Source organism: Faecalibacterium butyricigenerans (assembly GCF_020687345.1).
GTDB classification, from domain to species: domain Bacteria; phylum Bacillota; class Clostridia; order Oscillospirales; family Ruminococcaceae; genus Faecalibacterium; species Faecalibacterium butyricigenerans.
In genome coordinates this window covers 1-18,055 of the sequence record NZ_JAJEQL010000015.1, presented here as the reverse complement: position 1 = coordinate 18,055, position 18,055 = coordinate 1, and the positions used below count along the sequence as shown (strand labels likewise).

The 18,055-nt window shown below is 63.5% G+C and carries 18 protein-coding genes; 7 read left to right on the top strand and 11 right to left on the bottom strand.

Going from position 1 to position 18,055, the window contains the following annotated elements; genetic code table 11:
- Positions 1–2: 2 nt before the first annotated feature.
- From selD to LKD23_RS07405, 5 genes are read right to left on the bottom strand one after another with little or no spacing between them, the layout of a single operon-like run.
- Positions 3–1,043, bottom strand: a complete 1,041-nt coding sequence (selD, locus tag LKD23_RS07425) for a selenide, water dikinase SelD (protein WP_227621093.1) — start codon at positions 1,041–1,043, stop codon at positions 3–5.
- Positions 1,043–1,741 (bottom strand): selenium cofactor biosynthesis protein YqeC, encoded by a 699-nt coding sequence (yqeC, locus tag LKD23_RS07420; RefSeq protein ID WP_227621092.1) that lies wholly within the window; start codon positions 1,739–1,741, stop codon positions 1,043–1,045. Before yqeC ends, selD begins: the two co-directional genes overlap by 1 nt.
- Positions 1,741–4,038 (bottom strand): xanthine dehydrogenase family protein molybdopterin-binding subunit, encoded by a 2,298-nt coding sequence (locus tag LKD23_RS07415; RefSeq protein ID WP_227621091.1) that lies wholly within the window; start codon positions 4,036–4,038, stop codon positions 1,741–1,743. The genes yqeC and LKD23_RS07415 overlap by 1 nt, the downstream gene beginning before the upstream one ends.
- On the bottom strand, positions 4,035–4,508 hold the full coding sequence (locus tag LKD23_RS07410) for a (2Fe-2S)-binding protein (RefSeq protein WP_227621090.1): 474 nt from the start codon (positions 4,506–4,508) through the stop codon (positions 4,035–4,037). The genes LKD23_RS07415 and LKD23_RS07410 overlap by 4 nt, the downstream gene beginning before the upstream one ends.
- 14 nt (positions 4,509–4,522) lie before the next feature.
- Positions 4,523–5,305, bottom strand: a complete 783-nt coding sequence (locus tag LKD23_RS07405) for an FAD binding domain-containing protein (protein ID WP_227621089.1) — start codon at positions 5,303–5,305, stop codon at positions 4,523–4,525.
- Positions 5,306–5,411: 106 nt separating this feature from the next.
- On the opposite strand from LKD23_RS07405, the gene LKD23_RS07400 reads away from it, so the two are divergent.
- Positions 5,412–6,038 (top strand): nucleotidyltransferase family protein, encoded by a 627-nt coding sequence (locus LKD23_RS07400; protein WP_227621088.1) that lies wholly within the window; start codon positions 5,412–5,414, stop codon positions 6,036–6,038.
- On the opposite strand, the gene LKD23_RS07395 is transcribed toward LKD23_RS07400, so the two are convergent.
- From LKD23_RS07395 to LKD23_RS07385, 3 genes are read right to left on the bottom strand one after another with little or no spacing between them, the layout of a single operon-like run.
- Positions 6,012–6,932: an NAD(P)-dependent oxidoreductase gene (locus LKD23_RS07395; protein ID WP_227621087.1), complete on the bottom strand. Its 921-nt coding sequence runs from the start codon at positions 6,930–6,932 to the stop codon at positions 6,012–6,014. The two genes, LKD23_RS07400 and LKD23_RS07395, sit on opposite strands and share 27 nt — an antisense overlap.
- 18 nt (positions 6,933–6,950) lie before the next feature.
- Positions 6,951–7,751 (bottom strand): aspartate dehydrogenase domain-containing protein, encoded by an 801-nt coding sequence (locus LKD23_RS07390; RefSeq protein WP_227621086.1) that lies wholly within the window; start codon positions 7,749–7,751, stop codon positions 6,951–6,953.
- On the bottom strand, positions 7,748–7,990 hold the full coding sequence (locus LKD23_RS07385; RefSeq protein ID WP_227621085.1) for a hypothetical protein: 243 nt from the start codon (positions 7,988–7,990) through the stop codon (positions 7,748–7,750). Before LKD23_RS07385 ends, LKD23_RS07390 begins: the two co-directional genes overlap by 4 nt.
- A 138-nt stretch (positions 7,991–8,128) precedes the next feature.
- Here LKD23_RS07385 and LKD23_RS12910 point away from each other — a divergent pair, with 138 nt between their 5' ends.
- The 6 genes from LKD23_RS12910 to bilS all read left to right on the top strand — a co-directional run bounded on the left by LKD23_RS12910 (position 8,129) and on the right by bilS (position 13,392).
- Complete coding sequence (locus LKD23_RS12910) at positions 8,129–9,889, top strand: hypothetical protein (protein WP_304999968.1); 1,761 nt, start codon at positions 8,129–8,131, stop codon at positions 9,887–9,889.
- 79 nt (positions 9,890–9,968) lie between these two features.
- Positions 9,969–10,826, top strand: a complete 858-nt coding sequence (locus LKD23_RS07375; RefSeq protein ID WP_227621084.1) for a PHP domain-containing protein — start codon at positions 9,969–9,971, stop codon at positions 10,824–10,826.
- Between the two features lie 78 nt (positions 10,827–10,904).
- Positions 10,905–11,165 carry a TIGR03905 family TSCPD domain-containing protein gene (locus LKD23_RS07370; protein ID WP_223387351.1) on the top strand — a complete coding sequence of 87 codons (261 nt, stop codon included), beginning with the start codon at positions 10,905–10,907 and terminating at the stop codon, positions 11,163–11,165.
- Between the two features lie 152 nt (positions 11,166–11,317).
- Positions 11,318–11,725, top strand: coding sequence for a bilirubin utilization transcriptional regulator BilQ (gene bilQ / locus LKD23_RS07365; protein ID WP_227621083.1), 408 nt, complete (start codon positions 11,318–11,320; stop codon positions 11,723–11,725).
- 4 nt (positions 11,726–11,729) lie between these two features.
- Positions 11,730–12,848 carry a bilirubin reductase gene (gene bilR / locus LKD23_RS07360; protein ID WP_227621082.1) on the top strand — a complete coding sequence of 373 codons (1,119 nt, stop codon included), beginning with the start codon at positions 11,730–11,732 and terminating at the stop codon, positions 12,846–12,848.
- A gap of 52 nt (positions 12,849–12,900) precedes the next feature.
- The gene (gene bilS, locus LKD23_RS07355) at positions 12,901–13,392 is read left to right on the top strand and encodes a flavodoxin family protein BilS (RefSeq protein WP_227621081.1); all 492 of its coding nucleotides are present in this window, start codon (positions 12,901–12,903) and stop codon (positions 13,390–13,392) included.
- A 61-nt stretch (positions 13,393–13,453) separates the two neighbouring features.
- On the opposite strand, the gene LKD23_RS07350 is transcribed toward bilS, so the two are convergent.
- The 3 genes from LKD23_RS07350 to LKD23_RS07340 all read right to left on the bottom strand — a co-directional run.
- Complete coding sequence (locus tag LKD23_RS07350; RefSeq protein ID WP_227621080.1) at positions 13,454–14,848, bottom strand: uracil-xanthine permease family protein; 1,395 nt, start codon at positions 14,846–14,848, stop codon at positions 13,454–13,456.
- Between the two features lie 338 nt (positions 14,849–15,186).
- Entirely contained in the window at positions 15,187–16,719 is a 1,533-nt protein-coding gene (locus tag LKD23_RS07345) for a DUF3794 and LysM peptidoglycan-binding domain-containing protein (protein ID WP_227621079.1), read from the bottom strand.
- A gap of 602 nt (positions 16,720–17,321) precedes the next feature.
- Positions 17,322–18,055 (bottom strand): hypothetical protein (locus LKD23_RS07340; protein ID WP_227621078.1); only part of this gene is annotated, 734 nt, incomplete at its 5' end.

Here is an 18,055-nt window from a genome sequence, read left to right as displayed (position 1 = left end):
TTTTATTCCGGATAAGACACCAATATCTCGGTGTCCTGTCTCTCTGTGATCTCGCCCACGATGGCTGCGGGCAGGCCAACCCTCTTCAGCTCTGTCTCGAGCGGAGCCGCGTCCTCCGGCGCGACCGCCAGCAGCAGGCCGCCCGAGGTCTGAGGGTCGAAAAGGATCTCCTCCATGGCGAAGGGCACCCCCTCGAACCGGACGAAGGGGCCTGTGTGGTTGCGGTTTCGCTGACCGGCGGCGGTAAAAAGACAGTCGTCCGCTGCCTGCCACGCACCGGGCAGGACGGGCACGGCACTGGCGTCGATCCGGCAGGACAGCCGCCCGCCCATCATCTCGTGGAGATGGCCGAGGAAGCTGAACCCGGTGACGTCGGTGGCGGCGTGGACGGCGTACCGGCGGCTGCATTCCGCCGCGGACTTGTTCAGGGTCGTCATGGAGGCCACCGCAGCGTCCATCGCGCCGGGGGCGGCCTCACCCACCCGGTTGGCGGTGCAGATGAGGCCGACGCCCAGCGCCTTGGTCAGGATGAGCTTGTCGCCGGGCTTTCCGGTGTCGTTGGCGGTAAGGCGGCGGGGGTCTACGAGTCCGATGACGGACAGGCCGTACTTCACGCCGGTGTCGGCGATGGAGTGCCCTCCCGCGAGGATGCCCCCCGCTTCGGCCACCTTTTCCGCGCCGCCGCGCAAGATCTCGCCGAGGACGTTCAGGTCCATGCTCTCCGGGAAGCAGACAAGGTTCAGCGCGGTCTTCACCTCGCCGCCCATGGCGTAGACGTCGCTGAGGGCGTTCGCCGCCGCGATCTGCCCGAAGGTGTAGGGGTCGTCCACCATGGGCGGGAAGAAGTCCACCGTCTGCACCAGCGCGATCTCGTCGGTGATGCGGTAGACGGCGGCGTCGTCCCGGCTGTCATAGCCCACCAGAAGGTTCGGGTCCGGCTCGCCCCGGGGCAGTTTTTCCAGAATATGGCTCAGCACTCCTGCGCCGAGCTTGGCGGTACAGCCGCCGCCCGTGCAGAAGATGATTTTATCCTCCTGCGCCATCAGGCCCTCTCTCCTTCCTCAAAATGGGTCAAAAATCCCGATACATTGTAGGTTTCTTTCAGAATCGCCAGCGTTCTCTCCCCCGCTGCGCGGCACGGGGCGTCGTCGGCCTGATTGAGGATGACATAAAATGCCCGGGTGCCGACATTCTTTCTCCCGCCTGCGCCGCTTGCCAGCAGCTTTGCCAGCCGCTCAGGTGTCAGAGAGGCTTCGGGCGGCACGCCCAGCAGGGTGCAGGCCGCATCCAGCCGGAAGCAGACCTCCGCGAGAGGCCTGCCCAGAGCTGACAGCCCGGCCACGACCAGCACGATGTCGCTTTCGGGCAGGAGCACCGGCTCATGGGCCGCCGGGGCCTTGCAGGGGCGATGCTTCGCGCCGTCGGCTTCGAGAAGGACGGTATCGGCCCCGGCCATCCATCCGGACAGGCCGGGCGGCTGGGTCAGCTTGCCGTTTTCGGCGGGCGAACCCGCCACGGCATAGATCCCGGCCTGCCAGAGGGCATCCCGCACGACCTCATCGGAGGCGTAATTCTCGCTGGAGCGCTGGATGTGGGTGGTGGTGGAGACCAGCACCCTCTGCCCCTCGGCGGCGCAGAGGCGGGCCATCCCGTAGAGAAGCGTTGTCTTTCCGCCGCCCCCCACGAGGGAGACGACATGGCCCTTCTCCCGCAGGAAGGGCAGCGCCTCGAGGCCGTTCATCAGACTTCGCCTGCTTGTTCGGCCACAGCCATAGCGACCTTCTCGGGGGTGATGGGCAGCTCGTAGAAGCGGGTGCCGATGGCGTTGTAGATGGCGTCCGAGATGGCGGGCAGCGGGGTGTTGATGACCACCTCGCCGATGGATTTCGCACCGAAGGGGCCGTTCGGCTCATAGCTGTTCTCGAACTCGACCCGGATATGGCCTACGTCGGCGCGGGTGGGGATCTTGTACTGCATGAGCGAATTTTCCATGGGCCAGCCCCGCTGGTCGTAGGTGATGTTCTCGGTGAGGGTCATACCGATGCCCTGCAGCAGACCGCCCTCGGCCTGCACCCGGGTAAGGTTCGGGTTGATGGGGGTGCCGCAGTCCACGCAGGCGTCGAACTCCAGCAGCTTCACCTCGCCGGTCTCGGTGTCCACCTCTACCTCAGCCGCGCCCACCATGTAGGGCGGAGGCGACAGGGGCGACATATGGGTCTCCGTGACCTCCAGCGGCACATCGTGGCCGAACATGGAGGCCGTGGCGATGTCGGCCAGCGGGACGCTCCGGGCGGGGTCGGCAGAGGCAAACACCGTCTTACCGTCAAATTCCACGTCGCTCTCCCCGCAGCCCAGCAGCTGCGCGCCCAGCTTGCAGATCTGACCGCGCAGCTTCAGGGCGCACTTCTCGACGGCCTTACCGGTGATGTAGGTAGTGCTGGACGCATAGGAGCCGGAGTCGTAGGGGGAGGTGTCGGTGTCGGCACCGTAGACGGTGATGTCGTCCATGCCGCATTCCAGCACCTCGGCGGCGATCTGGGCCAGCGTGGTGTCACAGCCGGTGCCCATATCGGCAGCGCCGATGAGGAGGGTATAGAAGCCCTCATCGTTGATCTTCAGGGTGGCGCTGCCCACGTCCATGCCGGAGATGCCAGAGCCCTGCATCGCCATGCCCATGCCGACGGCACGGATCTTCCCGTTGCCCATATCGCGGCGAGGGTACTTTTCGTCCCAGTTTATCATCTCGTGGACCTTCGCAAGGCACCGGTCGAGGGCGCAGCTGGTGTTCACCGCGCCGTAGTAGGCGGGCATGACCTGCCCCTCCTTCACGATATTCATTTTCCGGAGCTTGAAGGGGTCCATATGGAGCTTTGCGGCCAGCTCGTTGACGGCGGATTCCACCGCAAACAGGCCCTGCGTCGCGCCGTAGCCCCGGTAGGCACCCGCCGACATATGGTTGGTGTACACCACGTCATAGGTAAAGCGGAAGGCCTCGGCCCTGCCGTAGAGGGGGATGGATTTATGTCCCGAAAGGCCCACCGTCGTGGGGCCGTGCTCGCCATAAGCGCCGGTGTTGGAGAGGGTGTAGAGGTCGAGGCCGCGGATGGTGCCGTCCCTGTCCGCGCCGAGGCGGAGGTGGATCTCCATCTCGTGGCGGGGGGTGGAGGCGATCTGGCTCTCCTCCCGGGTGAAGATGAGCTTGGAGGGCTTTTTGGTCTTCCACGTCACGAAAGCCGGGTAGACCTCACAGACGGCGGTCTGCTTCGCGCCAAAGCCGCCGCCGATGCGGGGCTTCGTCACCCGCACCATGGACTTCGGGATGTGGAGGGCGTTGGCGATGATGCGGCGGGCGTGGAAGACGATCTGGGTCGAGCTGAGGACGTTCAGACGGCCATAGAGGTCGATGCTGCAATAGGTGCGGAAGGTCTCCATCATGGCCTGCTGGCAGGCTTTGGTGTGGTAGACATGGTCGATGACGATGTCACAGTCGGCCAGCACCCCGTCGATGTCGCCGTCGCTGCACTCGTCGTGGGCGCAGAGGTTGCGCTTGTTGTCCGCGCCCACGGGGCACAGGCTCTCCCAGTTGTCCTCGGGGTGGACGAGGATGGGGTTGTCCTTGGCGGTGTGATAGTCCAGCACCGGCTCCAGCACCTCATAGACGACCTTTATCAGTTTCAGCGCTTTATCGACGCATTTGTCGTCCTTGCCCGCCACGATGGCCACAACGTCGCCCACGAAGCGGACGTGGCGGTCGATGAGGAGGCGGTCGTAGGGGCTGGCCTCCGGGTAGGTCTGGCCTGCCTGCGTGTAGCGGCGGGCGTCCTGCGGCACATCCTCCCATGTAAAGATGGCCTCGATGCCGGGCACCTTCTTGGCCACAGCGGTGTCGATGCTCTTCACGATGGCGTTGGCGTGGGGGGAGCGCAGGAGCTTGACGATGAGGCAGTCGGCGGGGACGAGGTCGTCCATATAGACGGGCTGGCCCGTCACCAGCTGCATGGCGTCCTTCTTGCGGAAGGGTCTGTTGACCGTATTCATTCTGCCGCCTCCTTCTTGGCTTTTTTCCATGCGAGGAAGTTCTGGATGCCCCGCAGCTGGCCCTCATAGCCCGAGCAGCGGCAGAGGTTTCCGGCGAGATATTCCTTGATCTCCTCCTCGGTGGGATATTCCTTCTCCCGGAAGAGGGCGAGGGCGTTCATGATGAAGCCCGGGTTGCAGAAGCCGCACTGCTCTGCACCCTGATCGGCGATGAAGGCGCCGAACTCGGCGGCTTCGTCCTGCAGGCCCTCGAGGGTGGTCACTCTGCGGCCGTCGGCCCGGACGGCGAGGACAGAGCAGGACAGCACCGGCTTGTCGTCGAGAAAGACGGTGCACAGGCCGCAGTTGGAGGTCTCGCAGCCCCGCTTGACGCTCAGGCAGCCGTGGCTGCGCACAAAGTCGATGAGCAGCGCGTCAGGCGCAACGTCGGCGGTGAGCTTCTTATTATTTAAGGTAAGTGTGATCTGCATGGTGTTCCCCTTCCTCAGCCTTCCAGACGGCAGACGGCGCGTTTGGTCAGCACGCCGGCCAGATGGCGGCGGTACGCGGCGCTGCCCCGGATGTTGCTTTCGGTCTTGATGTCTGCTTTCACCTCAGCGGCGAAGCGGGTGGCGAAGGCCTCGGCGGTCTCCCCTGCCTGCGGTGCGGCGGTGTAGAGCACGGCCTTGCCCGGGCGTGCGCCGAGGGCGGCGCGGATGCTGCCGTCGGCAAGGCGGGCGGCGGCGCAGGTCAGCACCGGGAAATCGGTCTGGCTGTTGCGCACCGACTGGTAGCAGAAGCGGGCGTGCTCCTTCGGCACGAGGACCCGCACGAGGATGTCCCGGTCATAGGGGCGCTGGGCGTACTCCGAAAGGGGCACGACGCCACCCTTGTACAGCTCCACCGAGGCGTTCAGCGCAAGGAAGATGGTCAGCACGTCCGAAAAGCCGAAGCGGCTGTAAAGGCTGCCGCCCACGGTGGCGAGGTTGCGCAGCTGGACGCCCACGATGTGGCGCACCGACTCCCGCACTGCGCCCTCGGTGTAGGCGGCGAGGCCCTCGTGCAGCTCGAGCTGGCGCAGCGTCACCATCGCACCGATGGCAAAGCCCTCCTCCGTCTCCTCGATGGTATCGAGGCCGAGGCCCGACAGGTCGATGGCAGTGCCCACATTGATGTTCTCCATCTTGAGCCAGATCATGCCGCCGAGGACACGGTTCTGCTTTTTCTGGTTGAGCTGCCACGCCTCCTCGAGACTTTCGGCCTTTTTGTATTCCCGAATGGTCATCATTTTGCTGTTTCCTCTCTTTTTTGGCCTTTTGCTTTTATTCTATCACAAAATCCGCTATAATGCCACTGTAGCGATTCAACTTTTCCATGCAGGGGAGGACGGGACGATGGAACAGACGAAGCAGGCGGCGGTGGGCTGCGTCATCATGGCGTCGGGGCGGGCGGTGCGCTTCGGCTCGGATAAACTTCTGGCCGACTTCGGCGGCGCGCCCCTCATCGCCCGGGCGCTGGCCGTCACGGCCTCCCCCGCCCTTGCGGCCCGGGTGGTCGTCACCCGATCGGCAGAGGTGGCGCGTCTCGCCCGGGCGGCGGGTGCAACGACCGTCCTCCACAGCCTGCCGGGCCGGAACGACACCGTCCGCCTCGGCCTTGACGCGCTGCTGGGCGAGTGCCCCGGCCTCGGGGGGTGCATCTTCCTGCCCGGCGACCAGCCGCTGCTGCGGCGGGAGAGCCTCGAGGCCATGGTGCGCGACTTCCACGCGCAAAAAGAAACAGAACGGGTCATCCTCCGTCTGGGCTGGCGCGCTGGGGGCGCAGAGCCTCTGCTGGGGAGTCCCGTCCTGTTCGGAAGCGGTCATTTCGACGCCCTGCGCGCCCTGCCCGAGGGCAGGGGCGGCGGCGTAGTCATCCGCCAGCACCCCGGCTACATCCGGGCCGTGTACGCCCAGAGCGCCGAGGAGCTGGAAGATGCGGATACGGTGGAGCGCTTAGAGGCGCTGAAGCGTTTCCTCTGAGCCGTCCAGCGCCTTTTTCAGGTTTGCCAGCACCTTCTCGCTCAGCAGCACGAAGGCCTGCTTGGTGCGTCCGGCCGAGACGCCCGGGCTGTGGACGTTGGGACGGGCGAAGAAGCCCTCGCTCACCGGGCCGGCGGCGGCGTAGGTGTCGCAGAAGAAGTAGGTGCCGGGCTTGTCCAGCCACGCTTCGAGGGCGGCGGAGTCGAAGCCGGGGCCGATGGAGGTGTTGAAGAGTACCTTGCCCTCCCCCAGCGCCTCAAACTCCGGCCCGCCCAGCAGCAGGACGTTCTTGTTCAGGCAGGTAAAGACCACCTCGCTGTCCCGCAGAAGAGCGTCCAGAGGCTTGTACTTCATGCCCGCAGCCTCGGCGTCCGGCTTGCGGCTGCGGCTGTAATAAGAGATGTCCGCGCCGAGGAAGGCCAGCGCGTCGGCGATCATCCGGCCCGAGACGCCCAGACCCACGACGCCCACCCGGAGGCCGAAGATCTCTACCGGCTCGTCCCGGAGCATCGGCATCCCGAAGCCGTGGAGCAGGCCGGTCAGCTCGTGGAGGACATATTCCACCACGCCCCGGTCGCCGTAGTCCCGGATGCCCAGCACCCGGATGCCCTTTTCCCGGGCAAAGGCGATGTCCACGTTCGCGCTCTTCTCGGAGTAGAGGCTGCAGCACATCCCGATGTAGCGCAGATCGGGGCAGCGGGCGATGACGTCCCGGCCCATGCGGGAGGTATAGCTCAGGAGCACCGCGTCGGCGTCCCCGATGCGGCGGACGATCTCGTCCGCGTCGGCGGGGACGTCCCGGAAGAGCACGACCTCCCTAGCGTACTGATGCAGGGCCTCTTCCGCCGAGGGGATGAGGCTGACCGGCTCGATGGCGACCAGTTTCTGGAACATAGCGCTTTCCCTCCTTATTTAATAGAAGCAGACCGGCGAGGCGAGGTTGCGCAGCAGGGCCACGGCGCTCCACCCGGCGATGGCGCTGGTGGAGGAGCAGATGTCCACCACAGCCTTGACGCCCTCGATCTCAGCGGTGATGCAGTGGTCGTCGCCCACCCAGCCGGGGACGGAGTGCATGGTCACGCCGGTGACGTCCGGGCCGGTGGTGGCCAGCGAGGTGGCCACGGCGACGTTCACCCGGCGGGGGAAGGTAGCGATGGCCTCCTTGGCACTGCCGGTGAAGACAGTGGTCTTTTCGGTGTCAGTCAGCAGATGGTCGGCCCAGACGGGGGTGTTGCGGAAGCCCTTCGCGCCGGTGTGGGTCTCGATACCGGCCTTTTCGTCCAGCTTCTGGGCCTCAGCCATGAGGGTGACGGTCTGCAATACGTCGAAGCCGCCGATGGCACCGCTGGCCAGATGCACCTTGGCCCCGCCCTCCCGGGCCGCCTGCTTGACCTCCTCGTAGAAGGCGAGGTCGGCGAATGCACCGATGGACAGCACCACGAGGCTCACGCCCCGGCGCAGCACCGGCACCGCCATGGCCCGCACCTCCTCCACCGAGGCCGCCTCCACGATGTACTCCGGCTCCAGCGCCAGCAGGGCGTCCACGTCCGCGCAGGCCGCACAGCCCACGGCGGACGCCGTCTTCTCTGCCGAGGCGAAGGTGCGGCTGGTGACGCCCACCAGCTCGTAGTCTTCCAGCAGGCCCTTCTTCCATGCATCGGCCACAATGTTTCCGAGGAAGCCGCAGCCCACGATGCCAAATTTCGTTTTCATGATACCATTCTCCTTTTTCCCGCCCAGTCGGCGGGTTTTTCCTTTCCCAGTATACCATGTCTACCCCGGAAAAGCAAAAGCGGCGCTTCTTCTTCGCCAAAAGGCACTCTTTCTGTCGGATCTTCTCCATTCACGCAGGAAACAGGGCGATTCGCGCAGGTTTTCTTGATTTTTCCCCTCAGATGTGGTACATTCAGGGCAGTCAAATGTTCCCCGTTTTTACCATTTCTTTTCACCATTCAAAGGAGGTTTTTGTATGCTGTCTTATCGTAAGCTTGCGATGCGTGTTCTGGGTCGGCCTCTCCATACGGGGGGGGGGTAACGATTCACCCCGTCCGGCCTCTCAGCGGGCAGCGGCGCTTGTTCTGACCGCCGCAATGCTCACCACCTTGACCGCCCCGGCTTTTGCCGAGACATGGGACATCGAAAAAGGTGACATCACCGTGAAGGCGGGCAAGACCGAAGGAACGAACATGGTCTCACAGGGCGAGCAGAAGGATGTGGAGGACACCGGCACCGTCATCACCGGCAAATCAGACAAGAACACCGTGACCATCAAGGCCGAAAATGAGAATGATAAGGTTGAGGTCACGCTCAAGGATTTGAACATCGACGCCAGCAGAGGGAGCGAAGCCGCCGTGAGCGTGACCGGCAAGGGCGATACCAATATCGAGCTGGATGGCGACAACGAGCTGAAGAGCGGCGCTGGCCATGCCGGATTGGAGCACAACAAGACTGACACCAGCGGCGAACTGACCATTCAGGACAAAGATAAGAACGGCAGTCTGGAGGCTGTCGGCGGATTCAAAGGCGCTGGCATCGGCAGCGCTGGCAGCAATGACGCTCAGGTGAAAATCACTGGCGGCAATATCACGGCCACCAGTGACGATTGGGGTGCAGGCATTGGCAGTGGTTCCGACGGTACTGCTTATGTAGAGATCACTGGCGGCGAGATCAATGCAACCGGCGGTTATTTAGGCGCTGGCATCGGCGGCGGCTGCAACGGCAGCGGCAATGTGACCATCAGCGGCGGCGGCATCACTGCCGCAGGCGGTGAAGGCGCTGCGGGCATCGGCGGTGGTTATTATAACGGTGCGACCGTTACGATAACCGGCGACGCTGTTATTAAAAATGCATCCAACACGAAATACGGTGCAGGCATTGGCGGCGGTTATGGCTACGACGGTGATGTGACGATCTCCGGCAATGCAAAAATCGAGAATGCGACCGGCGGCTACGGTGCGGCAGGCATCGGCGGCGGCGCATTTAGTTCCCCCGATAAAATCGGCAACGGCAACGTGGTCATCAAGGAGAATGCCGAAATCGACAATGTGCAGGGCGGCGCCTATGGCGCAGGCATCGGCGGTGGTGTTTATGGTCTCGGCAATGTGACCATCGAGGGCAACACCAAAGTCAACGCTGCCGGAGGCGCAGGCGGCGCGGCCATCGGCGGCGGTGCTGGCGCTGAAAACAACAGCGATAACAAGGGCAATCAAATCACCATCAAGAGCAATGCGAACGGCAGTCCCACCGTCAAAGCGGTCGGCGGCGGTACAGATGAAAAGGAAAAAATCGTTATTGGCGGCGCAGGCATCGGTGCTGGCTGCGAAAGCGTTGCAGATGCCGACATCACCCTTGAGGGCAAAGTGACTATCACAGCCACCGCTGGAAAAGACAATGTTGCCATCGGTGCCAACGGCATCGAGCAGGAGTTCACCGGCCTTGCTGAGGGCAGCTCCATCACCCGCTCCGACTTCGAGGGCAACAACATCACCCTCCCCACCGACCCTGTTCCTGCGGTTCCCTCCGCGTCGGGCGGCGGCTCTGCGGACGCCTCTGTGCAGGAGTCGGTCTTCCCGGGCCTCGTCGTCACCGACAAGGACGGCCAGCGCATCTCCTACACCAGCATCCGGGGCAACAACGTCCTCTCTATCCGCGTCGGGCGGTTCACGGCCTCCCTCCGGGTCTCGCTGGCCACCCTGCGTCAGCTGCGGGCTGAGGGCATCGATACCATCACCTTCCAGACCATCCTCTGCTCCACCACCCTCTCGGTGGACGAGCTGCTGGCCATGGGCGGCGAGGACGCCGAGGCTGTCCTGACCCACCGGCTCACCGCTTCCAGCCTCACCGTGGGCTGAGGCGCTCTTGTCCCCCGATTCGTTTTGTGCTACACTATGGGCGTAGAAAAATCACACGCAAATCGAGGGAATAGAAACTATGGCTGGCGATCTTCACACCCATTCCACCTGCTCTGACGGCTCTGTGCCCATCCACCGTCTGCCCCTGATGGCAGCACGGCTGGGCCTGAGCGCTCTGGCCCTCTCGGACCACGACACCATCCTCAGCGCACAGTACGCCTACGACCACCCGGTGCAGGACGGCGTGCGGCTCATCCCCGCCGCCGAGCTGACCGGCTACGACTTCCAACGGAGCCACCGCGTCCACATTCTGGCCTTCTGGCCCGACCCCGACAGCCCCGCCCTGCGGCGGCACTGCGACATCATGCGCCAGCGCCGCAACGAGTGCGCCTTGCAGAGCTGCCGGGAGATCGAGGCGCTCTATCCCCAGTTCCGCACCGAGCAGGCGCTGGAGTACGCGCAGGACAGCGGCGTCCTCTTCAAGAGCGGCATCATGCAGGCGCTGCAGCAGCTGGGCCTGTGCGACGGCATCTACACCGGGCTGTACCATGAGCTGTTCGGCTGGGAGCCTCGGGGCAAATGCCTCCACTCCCCCGCCTACCCGCCGGTGCGGGAGGTGCTGGCCACGGCCAGAGCCTCCGGGGCGGTGGTGGTGTTCGCCCACCCGACGGTGTACAAGAGTATGCCCCTTGTGCGGGAGCTGGTGGCCGAAGGGGCCATCGACGGCATCGAGGTGGACCATCCCCGCAACAGCCCCGAGGACAGGGCCGAGTGCGCCGCCCTCTGCGCGGCCCACGGCCTCATCGTCACCGGCGGCAGCGACTTCCACGGCGCGAACCACGGCAAGCCCCACCCTGTGGGGGCCTGCGTCACTGCCGACGACCAGATCGCCCGGGTGGAAGCGCTGGCCCGCCAGCGCCGGGGCGGCACACTGTGACCGGGTCACATTGACATTTTCTGCCCTGCGGGTGTATAATACGACTGTCAATCGGCCATAGAGAGAGGATGTATGAATATGAGCAAGTCTTTCAGCTACCCCAACAAGGGCACCTGCTCCAAAGAGACCCACATCGTGCTGAACGATGACCACACCATCGAATCCATCGAAGTCGTCGGCGGCTGCAACGGCAACCTGAAGGGCATCAGCCGCCTGCTCAAGGGCATGAAGGCGGAGGATGCCATCGCCCGGATGGAGGGCACGACCTGCGGCCCCCGTCCCACCAGCTGCCCCGACCAGATCGCCCAGAACCTCAAGCGCGCTCTGGCGGAGCTGTAAAAAAACGGTCTTCGCGCCGGAATATCGCTGTACAAGATCGCCGGGAGCTGCCCGACAGCACCCCCGGCGATTTTTGATGCCGCATTACTTGACTTTGTCAAGTTAATGTGCTATACTGCATTCCACTCTAGAGAAGAAAGCGAGCTGAGCACATGGAGCCTTATACCGTATCCTCCCGCATCCTGACCCTGCACAGAGCCTTTGCCTCTTATACGAGCCAGCGCCTGCAGGAGCTGGGCCTGAACTTCGGGCAGATGTATTTCATCCTCTACGTCGGAAAGCACCCGGACTGCACCCCCTCGGAGCTGACCAAGGAGCTGCATCTGGACTGGGGGCACTCCCAGCGCAGCCTTGTCAAGCTGGTCGAGGACGGCTTTCTGACGAGGGAAAAGCCGGGGCGCAGCTACCGTCTGCGGCTGACTTCGCAGGGTGAACAGGCCTTTATGGTCTGTCACCGGGTCTTTGCCGACTGGGATGCGGAGGCGCTGAGCGGGCTGACGGCCCCGGAGCGGCAGCAGCTGCTGGCCCTCCTGCAAAAAGCAGCAAAAAAGAAAGGGTGAAACGATGTACGAAACGATTTTAAGCCCCGTTGACTATGGCGGGCTGCGGCTGAAGAACCGCATTCTTTTTGCGCCCACTACCTTCGGCCTGTCGGACGAGGAGACCCTTGCAAAATACCGCGCACTCGCCGAGGGCGGCTGCGCCATGATCATCGTCGGGGATGTCCCGGTGGGCAAAAGCAGGTTTGAGAAGTCGCTCTTCGATGCCAAGGGCTTTGCATTTTATCAGCAGCTCGCAGAGATCGCCCACGCCGCAGACTGCAAGCTCTGCGCCCAGCTCCACCAGAGCGACTCCGACCTGCTGGCGATGCTCAAGTACCTTCCCGCCCTCCTGACGAAGAAGCTCACCCCCGACCAGCTGCGGGAGAAGCTGAACGAAGCCGTCGGCCCCTACATCACCAAGATGCCCAAGCGCAAGATCCAGACCATCCTCGACGGGTTCGGGAAAGCCGCCCTGCTGGCCAGACAGGCGGGCTTCGACATGGTGCAGGTGCACGGCGACCGGATGTGCGGCAGCTTCAGCTCCGCTCTCTTCAACCATCGCACCGACGAATACGGCGGCAGCGCAGAGAACCGCGCCCGCTTTGCGGTGGAGGCCGTCCGGGCCGTCCGGACGGCTGTCCCGGGGATGCCCATTGATTACAAGCTGGCCGTCCGGCAGGAGGACCCGCACTTTGGCAACGCCGGTGTGGCGGAGGAAGAGCTTTCGGTCTTCGTCCCGCTGCTGGAACAGGCGGGCGTCACCAGCTTCCATGTGACGCTGGCAAACCACTCGGCCCTGGAGGACACCATCCCCCCGGCCAGCCATCCCTATTTCGGTCAGCCGGGGTGCTTCCTCAAGTTCTGCGACGAGGTGCGGCAGTATACCGCCCTGCCCCTCTGCGGGGTCGGCGGCCTGAACGACCCCGATTTCGTGGAGCAGCAGCTCGCCAGCGGGCGCATCCAGTGCGCCGCCATGAGCCGTCCGCTTCTGGCTGACCCGGACTTGGTGAACAAATTGAAAAATGGACAGGCAGCACAGATCCACCGCTGTGTTCGCTGCAACAAAAAGTGTCTGGGCGGGCTGATGGCCCATCAGGGCACCCGCTGCATCTACGATGCGCTGCGGGCGAAAGAAGCCTGAGCCGCCCGTACCATCATCATTTCAGAGAGCCAACGGCTCCAAAGGAGAAGCTATGCGCTACGCCATCGTATTCAGCAGCAAAACAGGCAACACGAAATTATTGGCAGACACCCTCCACGACAGTCTGCCGCAGGACGCCTGCTCTTATTTCGGCGCTCCGGGCCCCGCCGCTCTGGACGCCGACACCCTCTATGTGGGCTTCTGGACGGACAAAGGCACCGCCGACGCCGCAATTCTGGAATTTCTGGAACAGCTGCACGGAAAGAAGGTCTTTCTCTTCGGCACAGCGGGCTTTGGCGGCAGCGAGGGCTATTTCAACAAGATCTTAAAGACCGTCCAAAAGTCTCTCGACCGCAGCAACACCCTCATCGGCAGCTTCATGTGTCAGGGCAAGATGCCGCTGTCGGTGCGCCAGCGGTACGAAGCGATGAAGAAGCAGCCCATCCATATGCCGAATCTGGATATGCTGATCGAGAATTTCGACAAGGCCCTTTCTCACCCGGACGCCGACGATCTGGCGCGGCTGAAGCAGGCCGTCCGGTGACAAACAAAGCCCCCTTTCGGAGCGTTCCGAAAGGGGGCTTTGCTATGTTCCAGAGAAAGCGTTACTTCTCCTCCCGCGGCAGCAGGCAGTTGAGGATGATCGCCACAAAGGCGGCGGGCACGATGCCGCTCTCGCCGCAGATGAGCTGGACGAACTGGGGGGTGTTGGCGAGGATGCTGGCGTTCGCACCCATGCCGTAGCCCACGCCCAGCGCAACGGAAACGATGGTCAGGGTGCGGGGGGTCATCTTCTCCTTGGTGATGAGCTGGATGCCGGACACCACGATGGAGGAGAACATCATGACGGCTGCGCCGCCCAGAACGGCCTGCGGCATGATGGAGATGAGTGCACCCAGCTTGGGGATGAGGCCGCAAAGCATCAGGAAGATGGCGCCGGTGGCCAGTGCGCCACGGTTGACCACCTTGGTCATGGCCACGAGGCCCACGTTCTGGCTGAAGGAGGTGTTGGGCAGGACGCCGAAGCAGGCGGCCACGGTGGAGCCGAGGCCGTCGCAGATGATGCCGCCGGACAGCTCCTTATCGGTGGCCTCGCGGCCCATGCCGCCCTCCATGACGCCCGAGATGTCGCCCACCGTCTCCACAGCGGTGACGATGAACATGATGATAACGGGCAGGATAGCGCGGAGGTCAAAGACGATCTTGACGGGCACCAGCTTCGGGATAGCGAACCAGCTGGCCTCGGCGACCTTATGCCAGTTCAGCACCCATGCCTTGGTGAACTCCACGCCCTCGGCGGTGACGCCGGTGGTGGGCAGGACAAAGCCCATGACGATGGCGGCCAGATAGCCCGCGACGATGCCCACGAGGATGGAGGAGGAGCTGAGGAAGCCCTTCGTCCAGTGCTTAAAGAAAAGGATGACCACCAGCACGAAGAGGGCCAGCAGCAGGTTCTCCACCGAGCCGAAGTCCTTGGCCGCGTTGCCGCCGCCGAAGGAGTTGACGCCCACGGAGATCAGGGACAGGCCGATGGACAGCACCACCGTGCCCGTGACCACCGGGGGGAAGAGCTTGCGCAGGGGCTTGAGGAAGACGCCCAGCACGCTCTCGAACAGGCCGCCCAGAATGGATGCGCCCATCATGGCGCCGTAGGCCGTGACGCCGCCGCCCATGGTGGCCGCGACGCTGTTAAAGACGCCGAGGAAGCCCGAGCTGGTGCCCATGATGATGGGCACCTTGCCGCCGACCGGGCCGAGGCCGTACAGCTGCACCAGCGTGACGATGCCCGCCACGAACATGGCGTTCTGCAGCAGGCTCACCTGCAGGTCTGCAAACTCACCGCCTGCGATGCCGCAGGCGCTGGTGATGATGAGCAGCGGGGTGAGGTTGCCCACGAACATGGCGAAAACGTGCTGCAGGCCCAGCGGGACGGCGTGGCGCAGCGGCATCTTCGCCTCGAAATCATATGCCGAATTTTCCAGTTCAGCGCTCTTTATCATATCCTAGCTCCTTTGCTTCACTTCCGGGTTTTGTAACAAGCATAGAAAATTATAGCAGACCAGCGGCGGAAACGGTAGATGTTTTCGAAGTTTTTCTTCCTCTTTTCGTCATAAGTCGTACTTCTCCTTCCCGCAAGCCAAAGCCTCTCCCTTTGGGAGAGGTGGCATCGCGCAAGCGATGACGGAGAGGGCAAGCCCGTCTCCCGAGAGCCGCCACACATCGATAAGCAGGTTCTTTGGCAGAGCGATGCTATCGCTGCGCCTGCGCTTCTCTGTCAGCGTCCTTGCCCTCTCAGTCTCGCTCCGCTCGCCAGCTCCCCCAAAGGGGGAGCCTCCCCCTATACCCCCGGCACCAGCAGTCTTTGGGCCTCATCGAGGCGCTCCGTGCCGTCGGGCAGGTCGTTGGCGGCGAGCATCTGGCCCGGCGAGACGTGGTAGCGCTTGGCGATGGCGAAAAGCTCCTCCCCCGCCTGCGCGTAGCAGATGCGCAGCGACACCTCGGGGTCGGCGGGGGCCAGCGGGTCGCCCAGCTCCACCCCGCCCACCAGCGGCCACGTCTGCCGCACCAGCACTGCGCCCTCGGCCCGGACGGTGAGGGACACCTCCAGCGCACCGCCCGCGCTGGTGCACTGCACGTCCTGCACCGTCAGCCAGCACTCAGGGTAGCCTTGGGCGTCGGGCGGGAGGTCGGCGGGCAGGGGCAGGGCGTAGTCCAGCGCCTTTTCGTAGCACTCGATCTCCCCGAGGGTGTTTTCGGCGAAAGCCGACACCACGGCCCGGGCCGTCAGCGCGGCCCTCCCCTCGCTCCGCGTCAGGCTCACCGGCCCGAAAGAGGCAAAGCAGGCCAGAATGTGCGCGCCCGCATCGGGCAGCGGCCCGGACCCCCGCAGCACCGTCGTCTCATCCAGCGTACAGAGCAGCCCCTCGGTGGCGATGGTCTGGGGCGTCACCTCGGCGGCGAAGCGGGTGGAAAAGGCGTCGGCCACGCATTGGAGCTGGTAGGGGCGCCAGCCGCTCAGCCGGAGCAGGGCGGTGGCCGTCAGGGTGGTGGAGGCGCTGCCGTCCTCGGCGGTCTCCCCCTCGGCGGCGGCAAAGCCCACCGGCGCAAGGGTGCACAGGCACTGGCAGTCCTCGCTCAGCCCCTCCACGTCCACGATCTGATGGAAGGGCAGCTCGGCGGTCTGGCTCAGGAGGGCGGCGTCCCCCTCGGCCCGCCACGCGCAGAGGGCGCGGAGCGTCCCCTTCGCCACGGCCTTGCCCTGCATCCGCTTCAGCTCCCTCACCTCGGCGGTGCCGGTGATGTCGAGGATGGCGGCGGGGGGCTTGGGGAAGGTCAGCGCCCCCTCGATGGTGACGAGCTTTTCGAGGGTGGCGGCCCGCCGCACGCCCCCAAGGGTCGTCAGCTTCTGCTCGATGCCCCCCTCGCTGAGGGCCGTGATGACCTCGGTGGACAGCTGGGCGTGGACGCTCACCACCAGCCCGTAGGCCCCCCGCACCTCGATGCGGCGGGAGTTGACGGCCCGGCAGTTGAGGTACTCGGTCTGGCCCTCGACGCAGGCCGTCCACGCGGTGGCCCCGAAGCTGGGCAGCTCGAGGGTCTTGGTAAAGGGCAGCTTCTGCTCGGTCTGGCACAGGCCCGCCCCCTCTTCGCCCTGATAATAGACGGTGCAGCGCAGATACCCTTCCAGCGTCAGCCGCCCGGGGGCCAGCTGCTTTTGCAGCACCACCGGCTGCGCGAAGCACTTGACGATGCGCTGCACCGGCGGCAGATAGTCCGAGATGAGAAGTTCGGTCTCAAGGGGCAGCTCTGCCTTGGCCGTGCAGTCCGCACCCGCCGCAGGCAGAACGTCCCGGAACACTTTCAGCTCCATGGTGATGCTCCTTTCCTGTCCTTGCTCTTGGGAAAGTGTATGCGGGCAGGAAGGGCGGTATGACGGAGCTGCACCTCCGAGCCACGCAGGTTATCTGGCGAAGTTCCCAAATATCAGCGTACCAACGCCGTAAAACGAACTTCGCCAAGGTGGCGGACTTGTGCCCTGCTGGCGAAGTAGGTAGTTCGCCAATCAGGGGAACTTCGCCACGTTGGCGAACAATCAATATTGAATGATATATCGTTTTATTTATAGGAACTTCGCCACTTGTTCCACCGCAGTGGAGCCGTATCGTGCAGTTGAAAAGGCTCTCCCCTTGGGAGAGCTGGCGCGAAGCGCCTGAGAGGGCAAGGACGCTGGCGGAGAAGCGCAGGCGCAGCGATAGTATCGCTCTGACAAAGAGACAGCTTATCGCTGCACGGCGGCTCTTGGGAGACGGGCTTGCCCTCTCCGTCATTGCTTTGCAATGCCACCTCTCCCAAAGGGAGAGGCTTTGGTCTACCGGCAGGCGCAAAAAGCCCCCCGGGCCTGCGCTCCGAGGGGGAAAAGCTTTCTTTCTGGAACAGGGGGTGTAAAGCAGGGCCTAATCACTGCTTGCAATCCTAAAATATGATGACCATCGCGGCGTACGTTTTTCCGTCTTTCTGGAATGTACCAGCGTATAGTTCAGCGTTATTTATATTGAGGGATTTCAATTGAGCTTTTAAGAAAGAATACTTTGTCAGACGAGAGTCATAGGAAGGCACACCAGTATCAGGATCAGGCCCTCGATCCTTATAGCTACCTACGTAAATCATCCTGTGACCCGGATCAGTAACCGCTGTCCCGTCGGAGGAAGGCCATTCCATCACGTCCACGCATAACTGCTGGTTTAACAATTTGTCTTTCATGATGGATCCGAGCGCAGCATCTATAGCCGGCTTGTTCACCAACTCGCCGTCGATGAGCCATTCCGCGTCAAATTTTTTTGCCACTGCCTCAAGCGTCTCCTTGGCCTTGTCGCTTGGTGTGGTTTCAGAAAGTTCCAAATACTTCTTGAGCTGCTTTTCAAGCTCCTCGGACTCCGTCACAAGGCCCTTTTCGCTGCCGTGGGAAGCGTTGCTGCTCCCGCCGCCAAAGAGAACCAGTCGTAGAGGTCCTCCAGCGGTGCGCAGGCGGTGAGGGTCGCTGCGGTCATCACGCCCGCGAGGGCGAGGGCAAGGAATTTTTTCCGTTTCATGGTCGTTACCTCCAATCGTGTGATGTGTTTCGGTAACTTTATAATCGGAGTTATCATAATCGCAAATGTAAGTGTACTTATAATCTCCACCGCGCAGAATGATGTCATCGATATCCA